The sequence below is a fragment of the Gordonia sp. IITR100 genome (genome assembly GCF_002009645.1).
Taxonomy (GTDB): Bacteria; Actinomycetota; Actinomycetes; order Mycobacteriales; family Mycobacteriaceae; genus Gordonia; species Gordonia hongkongensis.
The window spans coordinates 50,054-73,579 of record NZ_MVKV01000011.1; the positions used below are offsets into that span (position 1 = coordinate 50,054).

A 23,526-nucleotide genomic window follows, 5' to 3' on the forward strand; every position below is an offset into this window, starting at 1 on the left:
ACCGCCACCTCCGTTCACGACAACCGTTCCGACCCGACGATATCAACAACTTACCAATCGGTAAGGTGAAACCCCCGTCGACGCGGGGTCTCAGCAGGTCAACAGTTCACCACACCCTTGGACCGCAGGATGCGCACGACCTTGTCGTCGAGGCGGGCCGGCGCGAGGCGACCGGACGACACCGCACGCTCCAGGTTGTCGAGCACCGAACCGACACGGTCGGTGGACAGCCACAGCGCAACGTCGCCACCGGCGAGGATGAACTTCTCCACCGCCTGCTCGATGGGGTACTGCGCGCTGATCGCGGCCATGCCCGACAGATCGTCGGAGTAGATGACGCCGTCGAAGCGCGGACCGTCGTAGCCGACACCGGTGCGCAGCATCTGGATCGCGGGTCGGCTGATGCTGGCGGGCAACCCCTTCGTCAGACCCGGGACGATCAGGTGGCCGACCATCGCGCCCGCGGTCCCGGGGTCGCGCAGGAGAGTCCGGAACGGCACGAGATCGCTGTCCTGCAGCTCGGCGAGCGACGGGACCGTCACGACACCGAGGTGCGAGTCACCCGAGCCGTGCCCGTGTCCCGGAAAGTGCTTGTACACCGGCGTGATTCCCGCGTCGGCCAGTCCTGCCGCATAGGCGCCCGCGTACTCGGTCACGACCGCCGGGTCGTTGCTGAAGGACCGGTCGCCGATCACCTCGTTGTCGGACTCGTCGCTCACGTCGGCGACCGGCGCGAAATCGACGGTGACACCGAGGCGCTTGAGCTTGCGGCCCACATCCGCCGCGATCGCGCGCACCTGCTCGGGCGTCTTGGTCTGGGCGAGTTCACGGGCCGAGGCGTGGTCGATGCCGAGCGCGGACAGGCGCGACACCCGCCCGCCCTCCTGATCGACGGTGACCATCAGCGGGATCGGCGAGTTCTGCGAAATACGTGCTGCCGCACCGCTCGTCAGAATCGCCTTGTCGGTCCAGCTCCCGACGAAGATCCCGCCGATCTCCTCGTTCTCGACGATCTGCTGCGCGTCGGCCGCCCCGGTGACGCCGACGACGATCAGCTGCGCCAGCTTCTGGCGTACGGACAGTTTCGCGAGTTCGCTTGCACCACAACTGTTTGCGACCGGAACGGTCGTCGGCGACGCCGACGAAGACGTCGAAGCGAGCGACGACGCCGAGTACGAGGGAGTCGGTGGCGGTGAGTCCGGCGTCGACGACGCGCACGCCGCCAGCGCCGCGCACAGTACGGCGACCGTCCCTGTCGTCATCGCATTCCGGATCCAGTTGTCACGGATCCCTTCGCGACGAATCCGTCGGGGTCTGCGAGTTGGGCCCATGGCACGAGTCTGGCATGTAGTCTGAGCCAATGGACGTGGGGTCCGATTCGTCCGGGTCCGCCACCGCCGGGCGCGGTAGCGGCGGCAACAGTGCCGCACAAACACTGATGATCGCCTATGACGGGTCACCGAACGCCGACCGCGCCATTCGCTACGCCGGACAATTTCTCCGCGCGCAATCTGCAGTGGTCGTCACCGCCTGGCAGCCCGGCGGCATGACGCCGGCACGTATGTCCACCCTCGCCGGCGGGATGCAGCCGTTCATCGACACCCAACTCGACGCCGGCGTCGACCAGGCGCTCGAAGACGAGGCCGCCTCGATCAACGAGCGCGGCGTGACACTCGCCGCCGAGTGCGGACTGGCCGCGCGCGGATCGCTCGTGGAGGTGGAGTCGACGGTGTGGGGTGCGCTCGTCGCCGCCGCCGAAGCGCTCGACGTCGATCTCCTGGTCACCGGAACGCGCGGGGCGTCGGGACTCAAGGCACTGCTGCGGTCCAGCGTCGCCGAGAGGGTCCTCAAACATTGCCATCGGCCGGTGTTCATCGTGCCCGCGAAGTGCGAGAAAGAACCGCAGGTCACGTTGTAGGGGATCTCTGCCGGGCAGGGATCTCTGCCGAGGTCACCAAGTGGCTTCGACACGGCGCCTCGCTTCGCTCGGGGCCGGCTCAACCAGCGGGGGGTGGCTTCGACACGGCGCCTCGCTGCGCTCGGAGCCGGCTCAACCAGCGGGGGCGGCACACCCGCCGGGCCGAGCGTCCCCACCTGACGGCCGAGCTTGTCGAGGTCACCAAGTGGCTTCGACACGGCGCCTCGCTCCGCTCGGAGCCGGCTCAACCAGCGGGGGCGGCACACCCGCCGGGCCGAGCGTCCCCACCTGACGGCCGAGCTTGTCGAGGTCACCAAGTGGCTTCGACACGGCGCCTCGCTCCGCTCGGAGCCGGCTCAACCAGCGGGGGCGGCACACCCGCCGGGCCGAGCGTCCCCACCTGACGGCCGAGCTTGTCGAGGTCACCAAGTGGCTTCGACACGGCGCCTCGCTGCGCTCGGAGCCGGCTCAACCAGCAGTGGGTCGGTCCGGGTCAACCAGCAAAGCTGTGTCCTGATCTGTGGGATGCATGGCCTGGACGCCACGGTGCGGGTCGGAAACGATGTCTTCATGACTCGATCGGTGCTGATCCTCGGATACCCCGGGGTGCAGGCCCTGGACGTGACGGGACCGGCCGACGTGTTCACCACCGCGTCGTACGCCCTCGCCGACCAGGGCGCGCAGGTCCGCTACGACCTGCGGCTGGTGTCGACGACCGGTCTGTCGGTGGGCACCGGCGTCGGGCTGGAGTTCGTCGCGCAGCCGCTGCCCGACCCGGCCGAGCCGCTCGACATCCTGATCCTCCCCGGCGGCACCGGCGTCCACGACGCCTCCCGCGACCCCGACCTCGTCGACTGGATCCGACGGGCGGCGCAACGGGCACGACGCGTCGTCAGCGTGTGCAACGGCGCGTTCCTCGCCGCCGAGGCCGGCCTCCTCGACGGCAAACGCGCGACGACGCACTGGGCCGTGACCGGGTTGCTCGCCGAGCGGTACCCGTCGATCCAGGTCGACGCCGAGGCCCTGTTCGTGCGCGGCAGCGACCGCGTGTGGAGTTCCGCGGGCGTCACCGCCGGTATCGACCTCTCGCTGGCCCTCATCGAGGAGGACCACGGCACCGAGCTCGCACAGCTCGTCGCGCGGTGGCTCGTCCTCTACATGCGGCGCCCGGGTGGTCAGAGCCAGTTCGCCCCGCCGGTGTGGATGCCCCGGGCCCGGCGCACGGCGATCCGCGAGATCCAGGAACGTATCGAGGCCGAGCCGGGCCGGGTGCACCGCGTCGACGACCTCGCCCGCGACGCGTCGATGAGCCCACGCCATTTCTCCCGCGTCTTCACCGACGAGACCGGTGAGGCGCCGGGCGCCTATGTCGAACGGGTCCGGACCGACGCCGCCCGTCGTGCACTCACCCAGAGCGACGACACGATGCCGGCGATCGCCACCCGGTGCGGATTCGGGTCCGCCGAGACGATGCGGCGCACCTTCGTCCGCCGGCTCGGCGTGCCGCCCGATCAGTACCGCCGCACCTTCGCTAGCCGCACACCCGAGAACCCACGACCCGAAAGGCATCCATGACCCAGATCGCGATCGTCCTCTATCCGCGGTTCACCGCTCTCGACTTCATCGGTCCCTACGAGGTACTGCGCGCGCTGCCCGACGCCGAGGTCAGATTCGTCTGGCACGAGCCGGGACCGGTCGTCGCCGACTCGGGCGTGCTCGTCGTCGGCGCCACGCATTCATTCGACGAGACACCGTCGCCCGACGTCGTCCTGGTGCCGGGTGGCCCCGGTTGTTTCGCCGCGTCACAGGACGAGAAGGTCCTCGACTGGCTGCGCGCGGTACGACCGGGCGCGCAGTGGACGACGTCGGTCTGCACCGGTTCGGTCGTCCTGGCCGCGGCCGGTCTGCTCGACGGCAGGCCGGCCACGACGCACTGGTCGTCGATGGCCGCGTTGACCCTGCACGGGGCGAATGCGGTGTCCGACGAGCGCATCGTGCGCGCGCTGCCCGACGACGACCTGGTCACCGCCGCGGGCGTGTCCGCCGGTATCGACCTCGCGCTGTGGCTGGCCGAGCAGATCGCCGGGCGCGCACGAGCCGAGGCGATCCAGCTGGTCATCGAATACGACCCGCAACCGCATCTCGATTCCGGGCACCGGTCCAAGGCGTCGGCCGGCACGATCGCGACGTCGACGATGCTGCTCAGCCACGACGTCGACAAGCCCGAACTGCTGAAGACGAGTGCGCGGCTGCTGTGGGATCGCACCCTGACGAAAGTGCGGTCTCGGCGTTGACCGCGGCCGCATCGATCCGCAGGTGTCAGCGGGTGTCACCCGGAATCGGACTTCGGCGATGGTAGTTTCATCGCCATGACCAACAACCGCCTTGTCGCCGGAGCCGTCGCCGGGGTCGCCGGCATCCTGGTGGGACTCGGCGCGGTGTTCCTCGGCGGGTTCCTGGCCTCCGAGAACAGCCCGTCCACCGATCTGAACAACATCAGCCCGAACAACGGATTCGTCCAGGGTTCGGTGGACTACGGTTCGCGCGGCGGAGCCGGCGAGACCAACTGACCCATCCACGACGCCGCCGGTCCCGGCGTCTCCTGATCGACAGCAGCCGCAACTGAGTACTCCGCCTCCGCCACCGGATCAGTCCGTACTCAGCCGACGCGGTATCGCCGTCGTCGGCGCGATCTCGCTGCTGATCTGCCTGCTGCAGTCACCGGGCCGCATCGCCGCCGACACCAAACTCGACCTCACCGCGAATCCGCTCGGGTTCCTCGCGCGCGCCGCGCATCTGTGGACGCCGAACGCACCGATGGGGCAGGTGCAGAACCAGGCCTACGGGTACTTCTTCCCCCACGGGGCGTTCTTCGCCCTGGGTGACCTTCTCGCCGTTCCGCCGTGGATCGTGCAACGCCTCTGGTGGGCGGTGCTGCTCACCGTCGGCTTCGTCGGCATCGTCCGCCTCGCCGAGATGCTGCGGCTGGGCTCGCCCGCCTCGCGGATCATCGCCGCCGCCGTCTTCGTGCTCAGCCCGCGGGTCCTGACCACCCTCGGCTCGATCTCATCGGAGACCCTGCCGATGATGCTCGCCCCGTGGGTGCTGATCCCGGTGGTGCGGGCACTCGACACGCGGGCCGAGAACGCTGCCCCGCTGTGGCGGGAGGCCGCGCGTGCGTCGGCCGCGGTCGCGCTGATGGGCGCGGTCAATGCCGTCGCCACGCTGGCAGCGCTCGGCGTCGCCGCTCTGTGGTGGCTGCTGCACAGTCCGCGCGACCGACGCTGGTGGCGGTTCGGCGCCTGGACCGCGGCCGGCCTGACCCTGGCATGCGCGTGGTGGGTCGTGCCGCTGCTGATCCTGTCGCGCGTGAGTCCGCCGTTCCTGGACTACATCGAATCGTCCCGGGTCACCACGCAGTGGACCTCGCTCACCGAGGTGCTGCGCGGGGCGAGTTCGTGGACGCCGTTCGTGTCGCCGGAGCGCGTCGCCGGGGCGGTGCTCGTCACCCAGCCCGCCGCGGTACTGGCGACCGGGACCATCGCGGCCGCGGGGCTCGCCGGATTGTGCATGCGGCACATGCCGTTCCGCGGCCGTCTCGTCGCGATTCTCGGCGTCGGCCTCGTCCTGATGTGCGTCGGCTACGCGGGTGAACTCGGGTCGCCGGTCGCCGAGCAGGTACGCGTCTTCCTCGACGGCCCGGGCGCCCCGCTGCGCAACATCCACAAGTTCGAGCCGCTGCTCCGCATCCCGCTGGTCCTCGGTGTCGCACATCTCCTGGCACGGGTTCCGCTGCCGGGGAGTGCGAGTCGCCGGGAGACGCTCTCCGCCTTCGCCCAGCCCCAGCGGTCGCGACCGGTCGCCGCGACCATCGTCCTGCTCGTCGCCGTGATCGGCGCCGGGTCGTTGATGTGGACCGGTCAGCTCGCGCCGGACGGTACGTACCAGGCGATTCCACGCCACTGGCAGCAGACCGCCGACTGGCTGACCGAGCACAGCGAACGCGACGACGGCGCCCCGCCCGCCCGCGCGCTGGTCGTCCCCGGCGCCCCGTTCGCCGACCAACTCTGGGGGCTCACCCGCGACGAACCGCTGCAACCCCTGTCCGACACCCCGTGGGCGGTCCGCGACGCGATCCCGCTCACCCCGCCCGGCGCGATCCGCGCCCTCGACTCCGTACAACGGGAGATCGCCGCGGGCCGTGGCTCCCCCGGTCTCGCCGCCACCCTCGCCGGGCAGGGCATCGGATTCGTCGTCCTCCGAGCCGATCTCGACCCCGACACCTCGCGGTCGGCCCGCCCGCTGCTCGCGCAACAGGCACTCGACGAGTCGCCCGGGCTCCGTCGCGTCGCCGAGTTCGGTCCGCCGATCGGGCCACCCAGCGTCCGAGGAGTGGTGCGCGACAACGGACTACGGCCGCCGATGCCCGCGGTGCAGATCTACGCCGTCGGCGAACCGGGCGCGCCGACGACCGGCACCGGTCCGCGACTCGTCGACACCACCGGGCTCCCCCGCATTGCCGGCGGGCCCGAGGCGATCGCCGAACTGGCCGACGTCCGCGCACGCCAGGGACTTCCCCCGCTCGGACCCGTCGTGCTCGACGCCGACGCCCGCCGCGCCGGGATCGTCGACGGCCCGTTGATCGTGACCGACACACCCGCTGACCGGGAGACCGACTTCGGCCGCGTCGACGACCACAGTTCGGCGATCAGGTCGCCGTCGGACCCGCGTCGGACACAGAACGCCGTCGCCGACTACCCCGTCGACGGCCAACCACTGGTCCACGGGGAATGGTTGTTGGACAACGAGAGCGGCGAAGTCGAGGTGTCGACGTCGGGATCGGCGGCGGACGCGGTCCAGCCCGGGCAGACCTCGCCGGCCAACTCGGCGGCCGCGGCCTTCGACGGCAACCCGCAGAGCGCCTGGGTGAGCGGCGGATTGGAGACCGCGGTCGGACGATGGATGCGCATCGGTTTCACGACGCCGCGCACCGATCTCGCGGTGACCCTGACGACCGCGAAGGCGCTCGGACCCGACGTCACGAGTGCGCTGATCACCACCGAGGCGGGCAGCACGGTGGTCTCCGGTCTCGCTCCCGGCGAACCGGTCACCGTGACCGCCCCCAGCGGCCCCACCGGTTGGCTCCAGATCCGCGCGCTCCGCACCGACGACGGCACGGCGGGAAACCAATTCGCGCTCGGTGAGGTGACGGTCTCCGATCTGCGAACCGCGACGCCGTTGCGGATCCGCCACCGCGTGGTGTTGCCCGAACTCGAGGCCGGCACCGACGTGGCCCAGTGGCTGCTGTACCAGGAGCTGTCCGGGCGGGCGTCGTGCGTCTCCGACCCCGAGCGGCAGATGACCAGGTGCGCACCGGGTCTCGCACTCTCGCCGGAGACTTCGGCGGTGTTCGGGCGCGCACTCTCGGTGCCGTCGGATGTCACCGTCTCCCCCACCGCGATCCTTCGACCCCGACCCGGCGATGCTCTGGATCGGCTTCTCGCCGAGGACGACCGGGTCACGGCGCGCGGGCCACGCCCGGTGACCGATCCCCGCGGCGGGCCCGCGGCCGCCGTCGACGGCGACCCCGGAACATCCTGGACCGCACCGGAGATCCCCGATGAGCGGACGTCGCGAGCGGGTGACGACTCCCCGGCCGACGAGGACGCGGCAGCGAACGAGAACAGTCCCACCCTGGTCCTCGATCTCCCACGGGCACAACGGGTCGACGCGCTGACCATCGTCGCCCCCCGGAATTATCCCGCCGCTCCCACCGAGGTCGCGGTGGACCTCGGCACCGGCGAGCAGGTCCGCGAGGTCGACGACGGCGGCATCGTCCGTCTCGATCCCGCGGTCACCGACCGCATCGAGATCACCATTCGCGCCCAGTCCGACCTGATCGACGTCAACAGCCTCGGGTTCGCCAGTCCCGCACCACCGGGGATCGCCGAGGTGCAGGTGTTCCCGTCGCCGGCGACCGGTACGGACGCCGACCGGATCGTCGAGATCGGTTGCGACGCCGGGATCGGCCTGACCGTCGCGGGTCAGGTCGTCCGGATGTCCGTGCGCGCCACCGCGTCCGAGCTGCGCAGCGGACAACCGGTGGTCGGGCGCCCGTGCGGCGACGGCCGGCTCGTACTGCCCGCCGGCCAGCAGGAGGTGTCGGTCAATCCCGGCGACGCCTTCACCGTCGACGCCCTGTCGCTGGTGGACGGTGATCCGGTCTCGGCGCCCGCGTCGACGTCCCCCGAGGTGACCGAGTGGTCGCCGGCGCGGCGAGCGGTGACGGTCGACGCCGGTGCGCAACGACTGCTCGTCGTGCCCGAGAGCACCAACCCGGGGTGGCAGGCGCACCTCGACGGCACACAGCTACGGCCGGTCGTCGTCGACGGGTGGCAACAGGGGTGGGTCGTCCCCGCCGGTGCAGGCGGAACCATCGAACTCACCTTCCGATTCGACTCGCTGTACCGGTGGGCGCTGGTGATCGGGCTCGCGCTGATGGCGCTGCTGCTCGTCGCCGCGTGGTGGCCGTCGGCGCGTCGCACCCGGGCCGGTGACCCCATCGTGGTTCCGTCCGGGCGCGGCAGCGTGCTCGCCGCGGGGGGTGCGGTGTTCGCCGCGGCGTGGCTGGTGTCCGGCTGGTGGGGACTCGCGGCCGCCGTCGTGGTCGGCACCCTCGCCGCAGCGGTACCGCAGAAGGCCGGCGTCACAATCACATTCGTGGCGATGATGACCGCGACCATCGGGCTGGCGGCCGGCCCCTGGCACGCCTCGGGCGGGTACCACGGGTCGCAATGGTGGGTTCAGCTACCGGCGCTGGTGGCGGTGTCGATGACGGCGTGGCTGGTGTTCTGGTCGGCCGTCGACGACGGGCCTGACGACGACGGGCCTGACGACGACAAGGCGTCGGCCGCGTCGTGGCGCGAACGGTGGCGACGACGATTCTCACGGTTGCGCAACCAGTTCCGGGCCGGCTCTTCGATGAAGGCATAGCTGGCCGCAGCGACGCCGATCGACAGCCCGAGGGTGATCACGAGCACCAGGAGGGTGTCGCCGCTGAACGGCACGATGCCGAACAGCGGGAAGACCACCGCGAGGATCGCGACGTGCCAGATGAAGATCCCGTACGACCATCTGCCGAGAGCCAGCATCACCCGTGAGGTGAGGATGCGGAACGGTCCGTCGTTGCACACCAGCGGAGCAAGCAGCGCATAACCGCAGAGCGCGCCGAGCACCATCTTGGTGGCGAACTCGATCTCGGTGACGTCGCCGAGACCGGTCGGACCGGCGATCCTGGTGCATGCCAGCGCGTAGGCGACGACGAGGACGCCCAGCATGAGCGGGCGGTTCGCGCTGAGGCGGATCGTTCCCGCCATCCAGCGGCCCGTCCCCGACGTCCCGGATGCAGAACCCGATTCCGGTTCACGTTCGAGGACTCCGGCGATCTCGGCCAGGACCAGACCCGCGACGAACCACGGGAGGTGGCCGAACACCCAGTTCTTGGTCTCCACGCCGTCGGCCACGGGCAGCGAGGTGCCGACCCAGGCCCAGCCGAGGCTCAGCGCACCGAGGAGGACGAGCGCCGGCACCCGCGCCCGCAGACGGCTCCCGCGCAGCCGCAGGAGAGCGAAGCCGATGAGCGGCAGCAGTGCGTAGAAGGCGATCTCGACCGAGAGGCTCCACATCTGGGTCAGACCGGCGGTCAGTGTCAGCGGCACGAAGACCTGCGTGAGCGTGAGGTTCGCCAGCCAGACCTGCGCATCCGCTCCCTGCGCCTCGGGGAGCAGCAGGATCACCAGCGTCACCACGACCACGTAGGCCGGCCAGATCCGGACGACGCGATGGCGGAAGTACCGCGGCACCGACGGATGACCGGTCCCGCGATGCGCGGCGTCGACCCACGGTCGCCAGAGCAGAAAGCCGGAGAGCGCGAAGAACAAGGCGACCGCGAGGTCGAGACGACCGAGGACCGGTCCCAGCACGGGGATCTCGACCGCGCGGGTCTGGAAGGCCACGTGCGTGACCAGGACCCCGATCGCGGCGATGGCCCGCATGCCCTCGAGCTGCGGATAGAACCGCCGGGCGGAACCCGTTGCGGGTTCGGCGGTGGCGGGGCTGGTGGGGCCGGGGTCGGTGCTGGTCATGCTGCTGACAGGGTAGCCGGGAGGCGTTGCGTACCCTCGCCACCATGTCCTCGCCGTCCTCGTCGTCGCACCCGGAGCCCCATCGCTGGTCGACGGCGGACCTCGCGGGACCGACGCTGATCTTCGTCGGCGCGTTCCTGCTCGCGGTGACGATCGCGCTGCCCACCCTGCTCGTCGGCGGGTTCCGCACGATCCCGCTGAGCACCGACTTCACCACCGTCGCCACGGCCGACGACGCGACGATCTTCGACCGGTGCTCTCTGGAGACCCGGAGCGCCCGTACCGTCGGCGCCGACCTCGTCCGGCAGCAGCGCGTCGTGGCGGTGCAGCCGTCCGACGAACACCGGGTGACGCTGCAGGCCGGCACGTCGGTCCAGGCCGAGAAGCTGCGCATCGACGATCGCGAGGTCGACCCCGGCGATCCGCGCCCCGGTGTCGATGCCGATGACCCGGCACAACCGTGCAACGAGGCGACCGTCAACGCCATCAAGGATCGGGTCACGCTGGACCGGAAGAACGCGCTGCCCCGACTCGCCGCCCGCGGGGCGTCGGAGATCCAGTACGACAGCGGTCAGGCCGCCGTGCTCGTCCCGGACCGTCGCGGCGTCACCTATCTGCTGCCCTTCGACACGGCGACCGCCGACCGCGAGTTCTTCGACCCGATCACCCGCACCACCGTGCCGTTGGTCCACGACGGTGACACCGAGGTGCAGGGTCGCGACGTCGCGCGGTTCCGCGCCGAGGTCCCGGACACCGACCTCGCCCGCGAAGCGCTGGGTCGACCGGTCGGCACGAATGTGTCGATCACGCGTCCGGCGTCGTGGTTCGGGTTCGGCGACTTGAGCCGGCCGCTGACCGCGAGCCTCCATCACCGGAGTTCGTGGGATCTCGCCGTCGACACCCGGACCGGCACCATTGTCGACGCCACGATCACCGTCGACGAGGCGTACCGCTTCCCCGACGGCATCCCCGGCGTCCCGACCGGTTTCGAATTGCCGCATCTGCGTGCGACTTTCGGCTACGACGACGACACGCAGGCCCGGATGACGGACCTGGCCGACGATCTCGCGTCCCCGATCCTGATCTGGGGCCGGCTCGTACCGATCGGCACCGGGGTCCTCGGGGTCGTGGCGCTGCTGGCCGGGCTGGTGCTCACCAACCCGGCCTGGTTGCCCGCCCGGTTCCGGCGCCGGAGTGGCGCGGAAACCGTTGGCGGGCAACCGGAGTGACGGAGACCGGCGTCAGGAGGTCGACTCGGCGGCGAGCCTGCCGAGGGTGTCGTTCAGCTGGTGCTCGGTGACGAGCGGGAACTTGACCTTCTCGAGCAGCTTCTTGTCGGTGACCTTCGACCAGTCGTAGGTGTGGCGCACCAGCGTCTCGTTCGGACCCTGGGACTCCAACTCCCACAGCCATTCCCACCCGGGCGGCTCGGTGCCGGCGGGGGCGGTCTGCCATGCCAGCAGCTTGTCCTTGGCGTAACCGGTGACATGGTTGTCGGTCTTGTAGTCGCCGCCCATGTGGTCGCCGGACATGTTCATCGTGAACACGTCACCGACCTGCTGGATGCGGTCGGCGTGGTCCACGCCGCGGATGAAGCCCGAACCGTCGAGCGCCTGGTGCCGTTCGGGATTGGAGAGGACGTCGAACACCGCGTCGACGGGCGCCTCGATCGTGCGTTGGACAGTGACCTGTGTGCTCTCGTTGTCGCTCATGACACAACACTGCCGAAACTTCGGGCACTCGGCAACGTCCGACCTCAACTCAGCGCGCGACCGCCCACGTCCCCAGCGCGGCGATCGTGGCGGCCACGGCCGCGGTGCCCGCGACCCCGACCACCGAGCCGGTGAGGGTGACGATGACCAGCACCTCGGCGCCCACGACCAGCCAGGTGCCGAGTGCCACGCGCGTCCGGTCGCGCGCGATCGCCGACAGCAAGACGACCTGCAGGACGGCGAGCGCGGCGCCGATGTAGGCGAAGAGCCACAGGATCGGCACCAAGGCGTCGTAGCCGTCCCCGAAGACGAACGGGACGACCGGGCCGGCCGCGCCCGCCAGCACGGTCAGGACGACCCCGATCCCGGCGACCACCGTCACCGCCTGACGCAACGAGGCCGACGACCGTGCGGGGTCGGCGAGGCGCGGATAGAAGACGACGCCGATCGCCTGCGGGAGCCAGAAGGCCACCTTCGTCGCGATCGCGCCGAGGGCGTACACCCCGACCTCCTCGGCGTCGAGGACCCGTGGCGAGAGCAGCAGGTCGATCGACGACGCGACGATCAACACCAACTGGACCTGCGACGCGCGGACCACGCTGAGCACCCCGGCGGCTCCCGACGGCACCCGCCCCGGCCGTCCGGCCCGTGACATCGACCAGACCACGAGCCAGACGACGGCCGCCGACGCGGCGGCACCCAGCGTCCCGGCCAGCAGCCCACCGGCCGGTCCGGCGCCGGCGGCGAACGCCCCGACGATCGGCATCGATCGTGCGACTCCGACAACGGCCAGCACCCAGGACAGGGCCCGGAACTCGCCGCGCCCCTGCAGAATCCCCTGACCTGCGGCGATGAGCGCCAGCAGCGGCGCCGAGGCGAGTGCCGCGGCCGTCGTCGCGACGTCGGTGCGCAGCAGCAGCGCGACCAGCGGGGTGGCGACGACGGTGAGTACGACGACCCAGCACGTCGTCACCACACCCAGCGCGCGGAGCCGTCCCTCGTCACCGCCGAGCACGACCTCCCGGGCGATGACGTTCTGCAGCGCCATCGCCGGCACACCCAGCACGAGCATCGCCGACAGCAGCACCGCGAACTCGCCGTATTCGCTGACGTCGAGGAAATGCGCACTCGCGACGAGGTGCACGACGTACATGCAGACGTTGGCCACCATCGACCCGATCGCCACCGACCCGACGGCGCCGACCGTGCCCGTCGTCCGACGCGTCTGCTGCATGGACCAAGTGTGCCGATCGCACCGCGGCGGTCTCGCGCGGGGCGGGCACGAGGTACGCGTGCCGGGTTTTGCACGGGCAGTCGGGCATAGGCAACGATGGGAAGGCTGTTGCCGAGCGCGGGTCCCCCCGATCGCGCGTGTCCACCGGACCGAGAGACCGTGATGTACGACGACAACCCCACCTACGACGCCGAGTCGACCGACATCGGTTCGCGCATCGACCCGGTGCTGGCCCGGAGCTGGCTGCTGGTCAACGGCTCCCACTACGCCAAGTTCGAGCCGGCCTCGCGTTCGCGCGCCGACATCGTCGTGCTGGACATCGAGGACGCGGTGGCTCCCAAGGACAAGGTCTCCGCGCGCGACAACGTCGTCCGTTGGCTCGGGCAGAAGGAGGGCACGGCCGGCCCCGGCGCCGGAGACTGGGTTCGCGTGAACGGATTCGGCACACCGTGGTGGGCCGATGATCTCGAGGCGCTGTCGCAGACCGCCGTCGGCGGGGTGATGCTGGCGATGGTCGAGTCCGTCGACCACGTCACCGAGACCGCCAAGCGACTGCCCGGCCTGCCGATCGTCGCGCTCGTGGAGACCGCACGCGGGCTGGAACGCATCAGCGAGATCGCGGCCACCAAGGGCACGTTCCGTCTCGCGTTCGGTATCGGGGATTTCCGCCGCGACACCGGCTTCGGCGAGAACCCACAGACCCTGGCCTATGCCCGTTCGCGTTTCACGATCGCCGCGAAGGCCGCCCACCTGCCCAGCGCCATCGACGGCCCGACGGTCGGTTCCAGCGCGCTCAAGCTCAGTGAGGCGACCGCGGTCAGTGCCGAGTTCGGCATGACCGGCAAGATCTGCCTCACCCCGGGCCAGTGCGCGCAGGTCAACGAGGGACTGTCCCCCTCTCAGGACGAGATCACCTGGGCGCGCGAGTTCTTCGCCGAGTTCGAGCGCGACGGCGGCGAGATCCGCAACGGCTCCGACCTGCCGCGGATCGCGCGGGCGACCAAGATCCTGGATCTGGCCCGGTCGTACGGCATCACCGAGTCCGACTACGACGACGACCCGGTGCACGCCCCCGCACCCTCGGACACCCACCACTTCTGATCGGCTCGCCGCGGTGACCCCCCGACGACTGCTGCCGGTTCTGTACGGCACCGGTGTCGCTGCGGCCGCGGTGATCCTGGCACCGCTGTTGCCGGGCCTGATCGGGGCCGGCGACCAGTACCTGCTGTATCGCGATGCGGTGTCCACGCCGCGCACCCATGTCACGGACACCACGCTCGGGATCGGTGACCTGCCGCCTCGCGCCGTGCCGCAGGACTGGTTCCTCGCGATGGTGAGCACCGTCGTCGACGGCGGGATCGTCGTGCTGGCGGTCCTCGCCGCGGCCCTGGTCTGCGCAGGCGTCGGGTACGGACGTTTGGCAGCGCGCCTGGTCCCGGGCGGCGGGCGCACCGGCGCCGCGGCGGCCACGCTCGTCTCGGTGTGGAATCCGTTTGTCGCCGAACGTCTTCTCCAGGGTCACTGGAGCCTGCTGGCGGGTTATGCGGCACTGGGGTGGATTCTCGTCGCGGTCATGGATCTGCGTGGGCGCCCCCCGCTGGTTGAGCCGGCACCGAGCGAAGCCGCCGGGTCGAGTAAGCGACGAAGGAGCGCATCGAGATCGAGGAGCCGAGTCCCCCCGCTGGTTGAGCCGGCACCGAGCGAAGCGAGGAGCCGAGTCGAAGCCACCCGGCGACCGGACGCTCGAGCGGACACCGTCCGAATTCTGCAGCTGGGCGGGCTGTTCGCCGTCGCGGGGTTGACACCTACCGGTTCCGTCCTGGCCGGAGTCGTGCTGGCGACGGCGCTCGTGGCCCGTCCGATCGGTCTGCGACCCACGATGGCCGTCGTTGCGCTCTGGCTCCTCAGCACCGTGCCCTGGTTGCTGACGTCGATGATCACCGACGCCGCGACCACGTCCGCGGCCGCCGGGGTGGAGGCATTCGGCCTGCGGTCCGAGCCGTGGCTCGGCCCCGTGGGTACGGCCCTGTCGCTGGGCGGGATCTGGAACGCCGACGCGGTGCCGGCGAGTCGGAGCATCGGGTGGGCCGCGGTGGCCACCCTCGGCCTGCTCCTCGTCGTCGCGGTCGGCGCCGGTCACCTGTGGCGTCGTCGCGCAGAGTTGGATCCGCTGGTACCCGCCATCACCGTGCTGGCGTCGGTGACCGCGATCGCGTTGATGCTGAGCACTTTCGGACCGGTCCGCACCGGCCTGGGGTTCGTCGTCGAGCACGTCGGTGGCAGCGGGCTCCTCCGCGACACCCAGAAGTTCGCCGCACTTCTCGTCCCGGCGGTCGCGGTGTGTGTGGCCGCGGCCGTGGCAGCGGCGAGGCGTCGGGTCCCGTCGGGTTTCGCGTTCGCCGCGGTCGCACTGCTCGCGGTCGCGCCGCTCCCCGACCTGGCGTGGGGGGTCGGCGGTGCGGTGCGCGCGATCGACTATCCCGACGAGTGGCGGCAGGTCGCCGAGATCGTGCCGCCGGACCGGGGTTCGGTCGCCCTGTGGCCTCCCGGCACGGTGCGTGAGTACCCCTTCGCGCGCGATCCGTCGCTCGATCCCGCCGCACGGATGCTGCGGGCACCGGTCGTCGAATCCGGGGAACTCCGGGTGGACGGCGAAGTGATCGACCCGGCCGGGGAGCATGCCGCAGCGGTGACGCGGGTGCTGGAGTCCGGCGGCTCACCGGCAGCGCTCGCCGAGCTCGGCGTCGGGTGGGTGCTGGTCGAGAACGGTTCTCCGCCTGGCCAACTCGCGGCCGCCGGACGGCTTGTGTTCGACGGGCCGGATCTGAGGCTGTATCAGGTGGGCGACGTCGTGGATCGGTCCGCCGACGCCACCGACCGTGCGATCGCCCTCGGCGCGCACCTCGTATGGGCCGCGCTGCTCATCACCGGCCTCGTCGGTCTCGGCGTCGGTGTGATCAGCGGCGCGAGTCGGACAGCACGGCGTCGAACGTCGCCATGAACCCGTCGCAGGTCGCCGACCACGAGTAGCGGCTGGCCGTGGTCTGCGCGTTCCGGCCGAGTCGATGCGCCTCGTCCGGATTGTCGATGAGTTTCCTCGTTGCGCTGGCCAGTTCGTCGACACCGTCGACGAGGAGCCCGGTGCGCCCGTCGTCGATGGAGTCGGCGAGTCCGGCGGCACTGCGGTAACCGATCGTCGGGACACCGTGCTGGGCGGCTTCGACGACCGCGAGGCCCCATCCCTCCTTGCGCGACGGCATGAGGTGGACCCGGGCCCGGGCGAGCAGTTCGTGCTTGCGGCGTTCGTCGACGTGGCCGTGGAAGGTGACCGCATCGGTCACCGCGAGGTCGGCTGCGGCGCGGTGCAATTCGTCCGACCACCAGCCACCGCCGATGACATCGAGACGGGCGTCGACACCGTCGCGACGCAGCCGGGCGAGTACGGTCAACGCGTCCTCGACCTGCTTGTGGGGCACCAGCCGCGACAGCACGCAGAGTCGTACCGGCACACCGGGAGTTGACGCCCCGGTGCGCGCGGGCGCCTCGATACCGTGAGGTACCGGATCGATCCCGTTGCGCACGACCGCGATCCGCCCGGCATCGACCCCCAGCGCGACGAGTTCGGACTTCGACGGCGTCGAGACCGTGACGTATCGGTTGCGCCGATGGACGCGCGGCGAGACCCGCGACTCGAGGAACCACCCGATGTGGCCGAGCAGACGGCCGGCGACCGGCCACTGCTCGCGATGACAGTGATGGACGAGGACGACCGTCGGAGCCGGTGAGACGAGCGACGAGAAGAACGGGACACCGTTCTGGGTGTCCACGACGACGTCGGGGCGGCACCCCGACAGCGGGCCGAACCCGAGCCGGCCCGCGACGATGGTTGCGAGCATGAGCGGATACACGCTGATCCGACCGCCGGCGCGGAAAAACCGCATGCCGTCCCGGTGCTCGTGGCGCAGCGACCCCGGGTACGCGGACGTGAGGAAGGTGACGTTCGCGCCGCGTCGAGCCAGTTCGGCGCCCACCCGTTCCAGGTAGGTCTCGCTGCCGCCGCCCTGAGGGTGGCGGGTGTCCCGCCAGCACAGGAGCAGGATGTTCGACGGTGTGCGCATGTTGTCCGTCAGCCTACCGACCAGGCCATGAGCGCCGGAATCCGCCGCGCGACCGCCCGGCGAGGAACCTGTCGCCGAGACACCCCACTAGAGTGACCCGACGATGACGACTTCACTTCCCGGCGGCGCGCGGATGGCCCGGCTCGCCACCCTGCGACGCGCCGCGGGACTGCTGAACGACTTCCGTTACGAACAATCCGATCCCGCGCGCTTCTACGGCGCGCTCGCCGGCGACACCGCTGACATGGTCGAGGCGTTCGTCCCCGACATGGGCGGATCTGTGGTCCTCGACGTGGGCGGCGGTCCCGGATACTTCGCCGACGCCTTCCGGGACCGCGGCGCGCACTACGTCTCCGTCGAACCCGATCCCACCGAGATGCACGCCGGTGGGCTCGAGCATCGCGGATCGGTCCGCGGCTCCGGCCAGGCCCTGCCCTTCGCCGACGGATGCGTCGACGTCTGCCTGTCGTCGAACGTCGTCGAGCACACACCGACGCCGTGGGAGATGGCCGACGAGATGCTGCGGGTGACGCGTCCCGGCGGCGTCGTCATCATCAGCTACACACTGTGGTGGGGACCGTTCGGTGGTCACGAGATGGGCCTGACGCACTATCTCGGCGGCCATCGGGCGGCCCGGCTGTACACCCGACGCCACGGTCATCCGCCCAAGAACCTGTACGGCACATCGCTGTTCGCGGTCTCCGCCGCCGACGGGCTGCGCTGGGCCCGATCGGCGACCGGTGCCGGGCGCGCCGACCTCGTCGCGGCGTTCCCCCGCTACATCCCGCGCTGGATGTGGTGGGTCATGCGCGTACCGGTGCTCCGGGACGTCCTGGGCACCAACCTCGTGCTCGTCCTGCGTCGACGCTGAAGTGCTCGGAGTCCGGTTGCGTCTGGCTGAGCCCACTGCTGGTTGAGCCGGGACTGAGCGAAGCGAAGCCCCGAGTCGAAGCCACCTCCGCACCCAGCGGCCTGAACTACTCGGCGGCGAGGTCCGCGGTGCAGTTGAGGGTGCCGCCCTGACTGGTCGCGGCGGCCAGCTGTTCACCGTCGGCGAGGATGGCGCACGACACCGGTCCGCGGATCACGATGGCCGACATACTCGCGCGGGTTCCCTCGAGCTGCACCCGCTGGGACCACGGCGAGCCGATCGCCGGGATCACCGTCGGCGATCCCTGGCCGCGGGTGAACGTCAGCGCGACGACGTCCCCGTTGCCGGTCAGCTGGTAGGTGATGGTTCCGGAGCGCTGAGTCGTCGTCGTGGTCGACGTCGTCTCCTCGGTGGTCGGGGTGCTCGACGACGTCGTCTCGCTCGTCGTCGCCGGATCACTCGATTCGGTGGTCGACGATGACGCCGCGCTGGTGGAGTCGCCGTCGCCGGAGCGGGTGACCAGCACGACGACGAGACCCAGTACCACGAGTGCGATCAGGGCGACCAGCGCCAGCCCGATGGTCCGGCCCTTCGACCCGGAACCGCGGGGCGGTTCGCCGCCGGCGGGCGCGTCGTAGGGCGAGGCACCGTAGGGCGACCCGCCGGTGTACTGGGGGTCGCCATACTGGGGTTCGGTGTAGTGACCCGGATACGGCTGTCCCGGCTGATGCGGTTCGGTGTACGGACCCGGATAGGGCTGACCGGCCTGGTGCGGTTCCGTGTAGGGACCCGGATACGGCTGCCCGGGCTGCTGCTCGGTGTAGGCCTGCGACGGCGGTGCCGACGGGTCGAAGTCCGGATCGAACTGACGGGTCTCCGGCGGATCGTTCCGCGGATCGTTGGGATCGCCCTCTGGTGGTCGGGTCATGCGGACGATTCTGTCATCCCGGACCGATCCCCGACCCGACCACCACGAACCTGCGTCAGATGTCGGCGATCGCCTCGAGCGGTCCGGTGCGCGCCGCGCGGACGGCCGGCCACAACGCGGCCAGCACCCCTACCACCGCGGACGCGATCAGCGTGATCGCGATGAGCGACCACGGGATCACCGGCGCGCCCAGGCCCCACTCGGCGAGCGTGCGGACCAACGCGACGCCGATGACGGTCCCGAGGAGCACACCCAGCACTGCGCCGAAGATCGAGATCAGCACCGATTCGAGGTAGATAGAGCGGCGCACCTGGGCTCGGATCATGCCGATCGCCCGCAACATCCCGATCTCGCGTTTGCGTTCGACCACCGACAGCGCGAGCGTGTTGATGATGCCGAGGACGGCGATCAGCAGTGCCAGCCCGAGCATCGCGTACAGCGTGCCGAGCATCTGATCGATCTGCGACGAGATCTGGCCCTTGAACTGATCCCGGTCCTGGATCTGCACCGTCAGGTAGTCCGACGTCGCATTCTCCAGATCGGTGCGCAGGGTCTCGAGGTCGGTGCCCGGCGCGGCGTTCACGAAGAGCGTGACATTGACCCGCGCGAAGGGCGGGACCAGCTTCTCGTAGACGTCCGGACCCACGACCCACGGTTGCAGCGCCTCGTTGTCCGCGTAGACGCCGGCGATCGGGACCTGGACCTGCTCGCCCGTCGCGGAGGTGAACGTGACCACGTCGCCACGCTGCCAGCCGTTCGCCTTTCCGGTCCGCTCGCTGATCAGCATCCCGTCAGCGGGCAGATCCGACGACGCGCCGTCCTGCATGTCCATCACGGTCACGCTGTTCAGCGGACCGCCGAGCGCCGAGAACCCGGTCTCCGACTTGTCCTCGACCTTGGCCTGGACGATGCCGAACGACACCACCTCGGCGACGCCGGGCACACCGTCGATCGCCCCGGTCACCGCGGGCGGCAGCGGCGACTGGTTGGTTCCGGCCACGATGTAGTCGGCCGTGATGCCGGCGTCGACGGCGTCGTCGACCGTGCCCTTGAACGACTGTCCGAGGGTGCCGATGATCGCGACCAGCATCAGCCCGAGGGTGAGCGCGAACGCCGTCGCGGCCGAACGCCGCGGGTTGCGGACCGCGTTGGTCCGGGCGAGGCGCCCGATCATGCCGAAGGGCGCACCGATGACCCGGCCGAGCACGCTGACGAACGGACGCGCGATCGCCGGGCCGATGAGGACGGCCGACAGGACCGCGCCCGCGGCGCCGGCACCCACCGTGATCGCCGGGCCGGCACCTTCACCCATCGCGCCGACCACGATCGCGACGATCGACGCGACACCGATGACCGCGCCGATGATCGTGCGGTTGCGCAACGAGGCCGACCCCTCGGCGGCCGATGCGCGCATGGCCTCCACGGGCGGCACCCGGGCGGCTCGCGCCGCCGGCACCCAGGCACTGACCATGGTCACCACGACGCCGACCAGGATGCCGGCGAGGATGGCATCCGGACCGATCGCCAACTCACCGTCCGGCAGGCCCGATGTCGCACTGGTGATGGCCTTCAAGGCGGCCGCCAGCCCGATGCCGATGGCGAGACCGAGCGCGCCGCCGAGGACACCGACGACGAAGGCCTCGAACAGCACCGAGCGCGAGACCTGGCGCTGGCTCGCGCCGACCGCCCGGAGCAGCGCGAACTCCCGATTCCGTTGCGCAACGATCATCGAGAAGGTGTTGTAGATGATGAACGTGCCGACGACCAAACCGATCGCGGCGAACGCCAGCAGGATGTACTGGAAGATCTGCAGGAACTCGTTGACCTGCGCCTTCTGGTCCTCGCGGACCTGGTCGCCGGTGCGGACGTCGTAGAGATCGGCGTCGGCGCCGAGCGCGGAGATGATCCGTTCCTGCAACTGTTCCGGGGTGACCCCGGCGACGGCCGACATGTCGACGACGCCGACGTGCTCACCGTCGGTGAACAGACGGGCCGACGTCGCGGCGTCGAACTGGGCGTTCACGTAACCACCCGTCGAGCTGGGCGCGTCGACGAGGCCGACGACGGTGACCTCGAGCGGCTCCGAGTTGCCCTGCCCGACGACGATCTTCGTCTTCGACCCGACCTTCAGCCCCGCGGCCTCGGCCGCCGAGGTGTTCAAGACGATCTCGCCGGCGTTCTCGGGCCCGCGTCCACCCGGCAGGATCCGCGACTCGTCCGGGTCGAGCGCCTCCGCCGGCGGGATGTAGGTGCTGCCCACGCTCGGGGCGCCACCGGTCTGGATGGCCTTGCCGTCGGAGTCGGCGACCGTGACCAGGCCGTTGTTGTTGACGACGAGTTTGTCGATGCCGAACTGGGCACGCTGGTCGCGGAGCTGGTCCACGATCGTGTTCGGCACACCCGGCGACTGCCGGTCGGCCGGGGTCACCTCGACCGCGACACCCTGCGCCGCACTGTCGAAGATGTCGTTGAAAGCCTTCGAGATGGACCCGGTGAAGACGATGGACCCGGCCACGAACGAGGTGCCGAGGACGATCGAGAAGAGGGTGAGGAACAGCCGGAGCTTGTGGGCGCGCAGGTTCCGTAGCGAGACCCGGCGCATCACCGTGGAGGACGCCACGGCTCAGAGCGCTTCGGCGGTGTCGGGCGCAGGCACGTTGTCGAGGTTCTTCATGACCTCGAAGACATCGTCGGCCGACGGCCGGGACAGCTCCTGCACGATCTGGCCGTCGGCCAGGAACACCACTCGATCGGCGTACGACGCCGCGCGCGGATCGTGCGTCACGATGACGACGGTCTGCTTGAACTCGTCGGTCGCCGCCCGCAGGATCGACAGCACCTCGCCCGAGGAGCGGGAGTCCAGGTTGCCCGTCGGCTCGTCACCGAAGATGATCGACGGCTTGCCGATCAGCGCACGAGCACAGGCCACGCGCTGCTGCTGACCACCGGACAGTTCACTCGGCAGATGTCCGAGCCGGTCGGTGATCCCGAGCCGGGCCACCACGGCGTCGAACCACTCGGTGTCGACGGTGCGGCCGGCGATGTCGACCGGCAGTGTGATGTTCTCCTTGGCCGTCAGCGTCGGCACGAGGTTGAACGCCTGGAACACGAAACCGATGCGGTCGCGACGCAGCATCGTCATCGCCTTGTCCGACAACGCCGTCAGATCGGTGTCGCCGATGAACACCTTGCCGTCGCTCGCGACGTCGAGACCGGCGAGGCAGTGCATCAGGGTGGATTTACCCGACCCCGACGGCCCCATGATGGCGGTGAACTCGCCCTCCCGGAACGAGATGGAGACGCTCTTCAGGGCCTCGACGGCGGTGTCGCCGACGCCGTACCGCTTGGAAAGGTTGTCTGCCCCGGCAGCAACCGCGTGCTTCGGCGTCCCAAAATCATCGCCACCGTCGTCTCGAGCGGCCACATCAGTCGTCGTCATGCCCTCAACGGTGCCAAATCCTGCGCCGGTTGGCCATCAGGTAACACCCTGACCCCACCCTGACGGCAGTGACGTGGGGCACTGCTGACCCTTCGAGACGTGTCCTCCGCAAGCTCCGGACACTCCTCAGGGAGCGGGGTTACTTCGGGATCTGGACCTCGAAGGAGTGGAGGCGATTGGGCGATCCGACGTTGTCCGACACCACGAGAAGGGTGCGGGTGCGGGTCTTCGCGAACGGGTTGTCGGGGTGCCAGTTGCCCCAGGCGAGTCCCGACATGTTGCCGGTGAGCAAGTGGGGCGTCGCGGTGGTCGAGAAGATGCGGCGCTTGGTCATCGCCTTCTCGCGTCCGCTCAGCTTCTTCTTGTTCGTCACCGAGGTGGCGCCCCGGGTCGTCGTCCAGAAGATGTTCGACAGCTTGCCCGGGCCACGTTCGAGCACGAGGAAGTCCGTCGAGTTGATGGCCAGCACATCGGCGGCCACCTTGTTGGCGTCGGTGCGATAGACGAACTCGCGATTGGTCTTGCCGAAGGTCAGCAGACGGGCCGATCGTGCGGCGTCCTGCCGGAGTCCGCCGGCGGTCAGGACGCTGACCTGACCCTGGGGTCCGACGGCCACGCCGGTGAGTCCGCGCTGGCCTGCCAGACCCGACTTCGACGACGGGCGCCACACCGACGGGAGCGGAAGGTCGCGGAGGACCTGTCCAATGGGCCCGATCTGCCGGACGAACTGGTTGTTGCCGCCGCTGACGACGGTGTAACCGCCCGCGGACTGGCGGATGCCCTCGAACTGGGCCTGTCCGGGCAGCAACGGGAGGAACCACGGGCCGAGGACCGTGCCGCCGCCGTTGATCCGCGGCTGCCCGGTGAAGGACGCGGTCACCGAGGTGTACCCGATCGACGCCGTGAAGAAGCGAGCCGGGAGCACGTCCTCGGCGATCATCACGTAGTTGCCGTTACCGGTCCGATCGATACCGGAGATCCGGTTGACGGTGGGAAGCCCGCTCCCGATCGTCGTCGAATCCGTGAAGAACGCCGTGACCCCGGCCCCGGAAGACGGTGTCGCCGAAGCCGGTTGGACCGCGACCGACGACGCCAGTCCCAGCACGCAGGCAGCGGCGACCGAGGCGCCCCACAGACGTAGTTTCATGAGGGGCACGATACC

At 70.2% G+C, this 23,526-nt stretch carries 17 protein-coding genes and 1 pseudogene; 9 read left to right on the forward strand and 9 right to left on the reverse strand.

Annotation, left to right across the window (positions count from 1 at the left end):
* Nucleotides 1-98 precede the first annotated feature (98 nt).
* A complete protein-coding gene (locus B1818_RS15600; protein ID WP_078113246.1) occupies nt 99-1,262 on the reverse strand; it encodes a glycoside hydrolase family 3 N-terminal domain-containing protein in 1,164 nt (387 codons plus the stop codon).
* A 98-nt stretch (nt 1,263-1,360) separates the two neighbouring features.
* Here B1818_RS15600 and B1818_RS15605 point away from each other — a divergent pair, with 98 nt between their 5' ends.
* The 5 genes and pseudogenes from B1818_RS15605 to B1818_RS24755 all read left to right on the forward strand — a co-directional run.
* Entirely contained in the window at nt 1,361-1,918 is a 558-nt protein-coding gene (locus B1818_RS15605) for a universal stress protein (protein WP_065630349.1), read from the forward strand.
* Between the two features lie 570 nt (nt 1,919-2,488).
* On the forward strand, nt 2,489-3,493 hold the full coding sequence (locus B1818_RS15610; protein WP_078113298.1) for a GlxA family transcriptional regulator: 1,005 nt from the start codon (nt 2,489-2,491) through the stop codon (nt 3,491-3,493).
* Nucleotides 3,490-4,212, forward strand: coding sequence for a DJ-1/PfpI family protein (locus B1818_RS15615; RefSeq protein WP_078113247.1), 723 nt, complete (start codon nt 3,490-3,492; stop codon nt 4,210-4,212). Before B1818_RS15610 ends, B1818_RS15615 begins: the two co-directional genes overlap by 4 nt.
* Before the next feature lie 75 nt (nt 4,213-4,287).
* The gene (locus tag B1818_RS15620) at nt 4,288-4,488 is read left to right on the forward strand and encodes a DUF2613 domain-containing protein (protein WP_004023745.1); all 201 of its coding nucleotides are present in this window, start codon (nt 4,288-4,290) and stop codon (nt 4,486-4,488) included.
* 139 nt (nt 4,489-4,627) lie between these two features.
* Nucleotides 4,628-6,655: pseudogene (locus B1818_RS24755) on the forward strand (DUF3367 domain-containing protein); the annotation flags it as partial.
* A gap of 2,066 nt (nt 6,656-8,721) precedes the next feature.
* Here the strand turns inward: B1818_RS24755 and B1818_RS15630 are convergent.
* Nucleotides 8,722-10,062, reverse strand: coding sequence for an acyltransferase (locus tag B1818_RS15630; RefSeq protein ID WP_078113248.1), 1,341 nt, complete (start codon nt 10,060-10,062; stop codon nt 8,722-8,724).
* A gap of 44 nt (nt 10,063-10,106) precedes the next feature.
* On the opposite strand from B1818_RS15630, the gene B1818_RS15635 reads away from it, so the two are divergent.
* Complete coding sequence (locus tag B1818_RS15635) at nt 10,107-11,291, forward strand: DUF3068 domain-containing protein (RefSeq protein WP_078113299.1); 1,185 nt, start codon at nt 10,107-10,109, stop codon at nt 11,289-11,291.
* Between the two features lie 12 nt (nt 11,292-11,303).
* Here B1818_RS15635 and B1818_RS15640 read toward each other — a convergent pair whose 3' ends face one another.
* Complete coding sequence (locus tag B1818_RS15640) at nt 11,304-11,774, reverse strand: SRPBCC family protein (RefSeq protein WP_078113249.1); 471 nt, start codon at nt 11,772-11,774, stop codon at nt 11,304-11,306.
* 49 nt (nt 11,775-11,823) lie between these two features.
* Complete coding sequence (locus B1818_RS15645) at nt 11,824-13,008, reverse strand: polysaccharide biosynthesis protein (protein WP_078113250.1); 1,185 nt, start codon at nt 13,006-13,008, stop codon at nt 11,824-11,826.
* A 162-nt stretch (nt 13,009-13,170) separates the two neighbouring features.
* On the opposite strand from B1818_RS15645, the gene B1818_RS15650 reads away from it, so the two are divergent.
* Entirely contained in the window at nt 13,171-14,109 is a 939-nt protein-coding gene (locus B1818_RS15650) for a CoA ester lyase (protein WP_078113251.1), read from the forward strand.
* Between the two features lie 13 nt (nt 14,110-14,122).
* The gene (locus tag B1818_RS15655; protein WP_078113252.1) at nt 14,123-16,009 is read left to right on the forward strand and encodes a hypothetical protein; all 1,887 of its coding nucleotides are present in this window, start codon (nt 14,123-14,125) and stop codon (nt 16,007-16,009) included.
* Here the strand turns inward: B1818_RS15655 and B1818_RS15660 are convergent.
* On the reverse strand, nt 15,966-17,126 hold the full coding sequence (locus B1818_RS15660) for a glycosyltransferase family 4 protein (RefSeq protein ID WP_078113253.1): 1,161 nt from the start codon (nt 17,124-17,126) through the stop codon (nt 15,966-15,968). The two genes, B1818_RS15655 and B1818_RS15660, sit on opposite strands and share 44 nt — an antisense overlap.
* Nucleotides 17,127-17,229: 103 nt before the next feature.
* Between B1818_RS15660 and B1818_RS15665 the strand changes: the two genes are divergently transcribed.
* Complete coding sequence (locus B1818_RS15665) at nt 17,230-17,997, forward strand: class I SAM-dependent methyltransferase (protein ID WP_078113254.1); 768 nt, start codon at nt 17,230-17,232, stop codon at nt 17,995-17,997.
* A 106-nt stretch (nt 17,998-18,103) separates the two neighbouring features.
* Here the strand turns inward: B1818_RS15665 and B1818_RS15670 are convergent, their stop codons facing one another.
* From B1818_RS15670 to B1818_RS15685, 4 genes are all read right to left on the reverse strand, one after another.
* The gene (locus tag B1818_RS15670) at nt 18,104-18,925 is read right to left on the reverse strand and encodes a hypothetical protein (RefSeq protein ID WP_078113255.1); all 822 of its coding nucleotides are present in this window, start codon (nt 18,923-18,925) and stop codon (nt 18,104-18,106) included.
* A 55-nt stretch (nt 18,926-18,980) separates the two neighbouring features.
* Nucleotides 18,981-21,527 carry an ABC transporter permease gene (locus B1818_RS15675; RefSeq protein WP_078113300.1) on the reverse strand — a complete coding sequence of 849 codons (2,547 nt, stop codon included), beginning with the start codon at nt 21,525-21,527 and terminating at the stop codon, nt 18,981-18,983.
* A gap of 21 nt (nt 21,528-21,548) precedes the next feature.
* Nucleotides 21,549-22,364, reverse strand: coding sequence for an ABC transporter ATP-binding protein (locus B1818_RS15680; protein ID WP_058252235.1), 816 nt, complete (start codon nt 22,362-22,364; stop codon nt 21,549-21,551).
* A 139-nt stretch (nt 22,365-22,503) separates the two neighbouring features.
* Nucleotides 22,504-23,511 (reverse strand): esterase-like activity of phytase family protein, encoded by a 1,008-nt coding sequence (locus B1818_RS15685; protein ID WP_078113256.1) that lies wholly within the window; start codon nt 23,509-23,511, stop codon nt 22,504-22,506.
* Nucleotides 23,512-23,526: the final 15 nt, after the last annotated feature.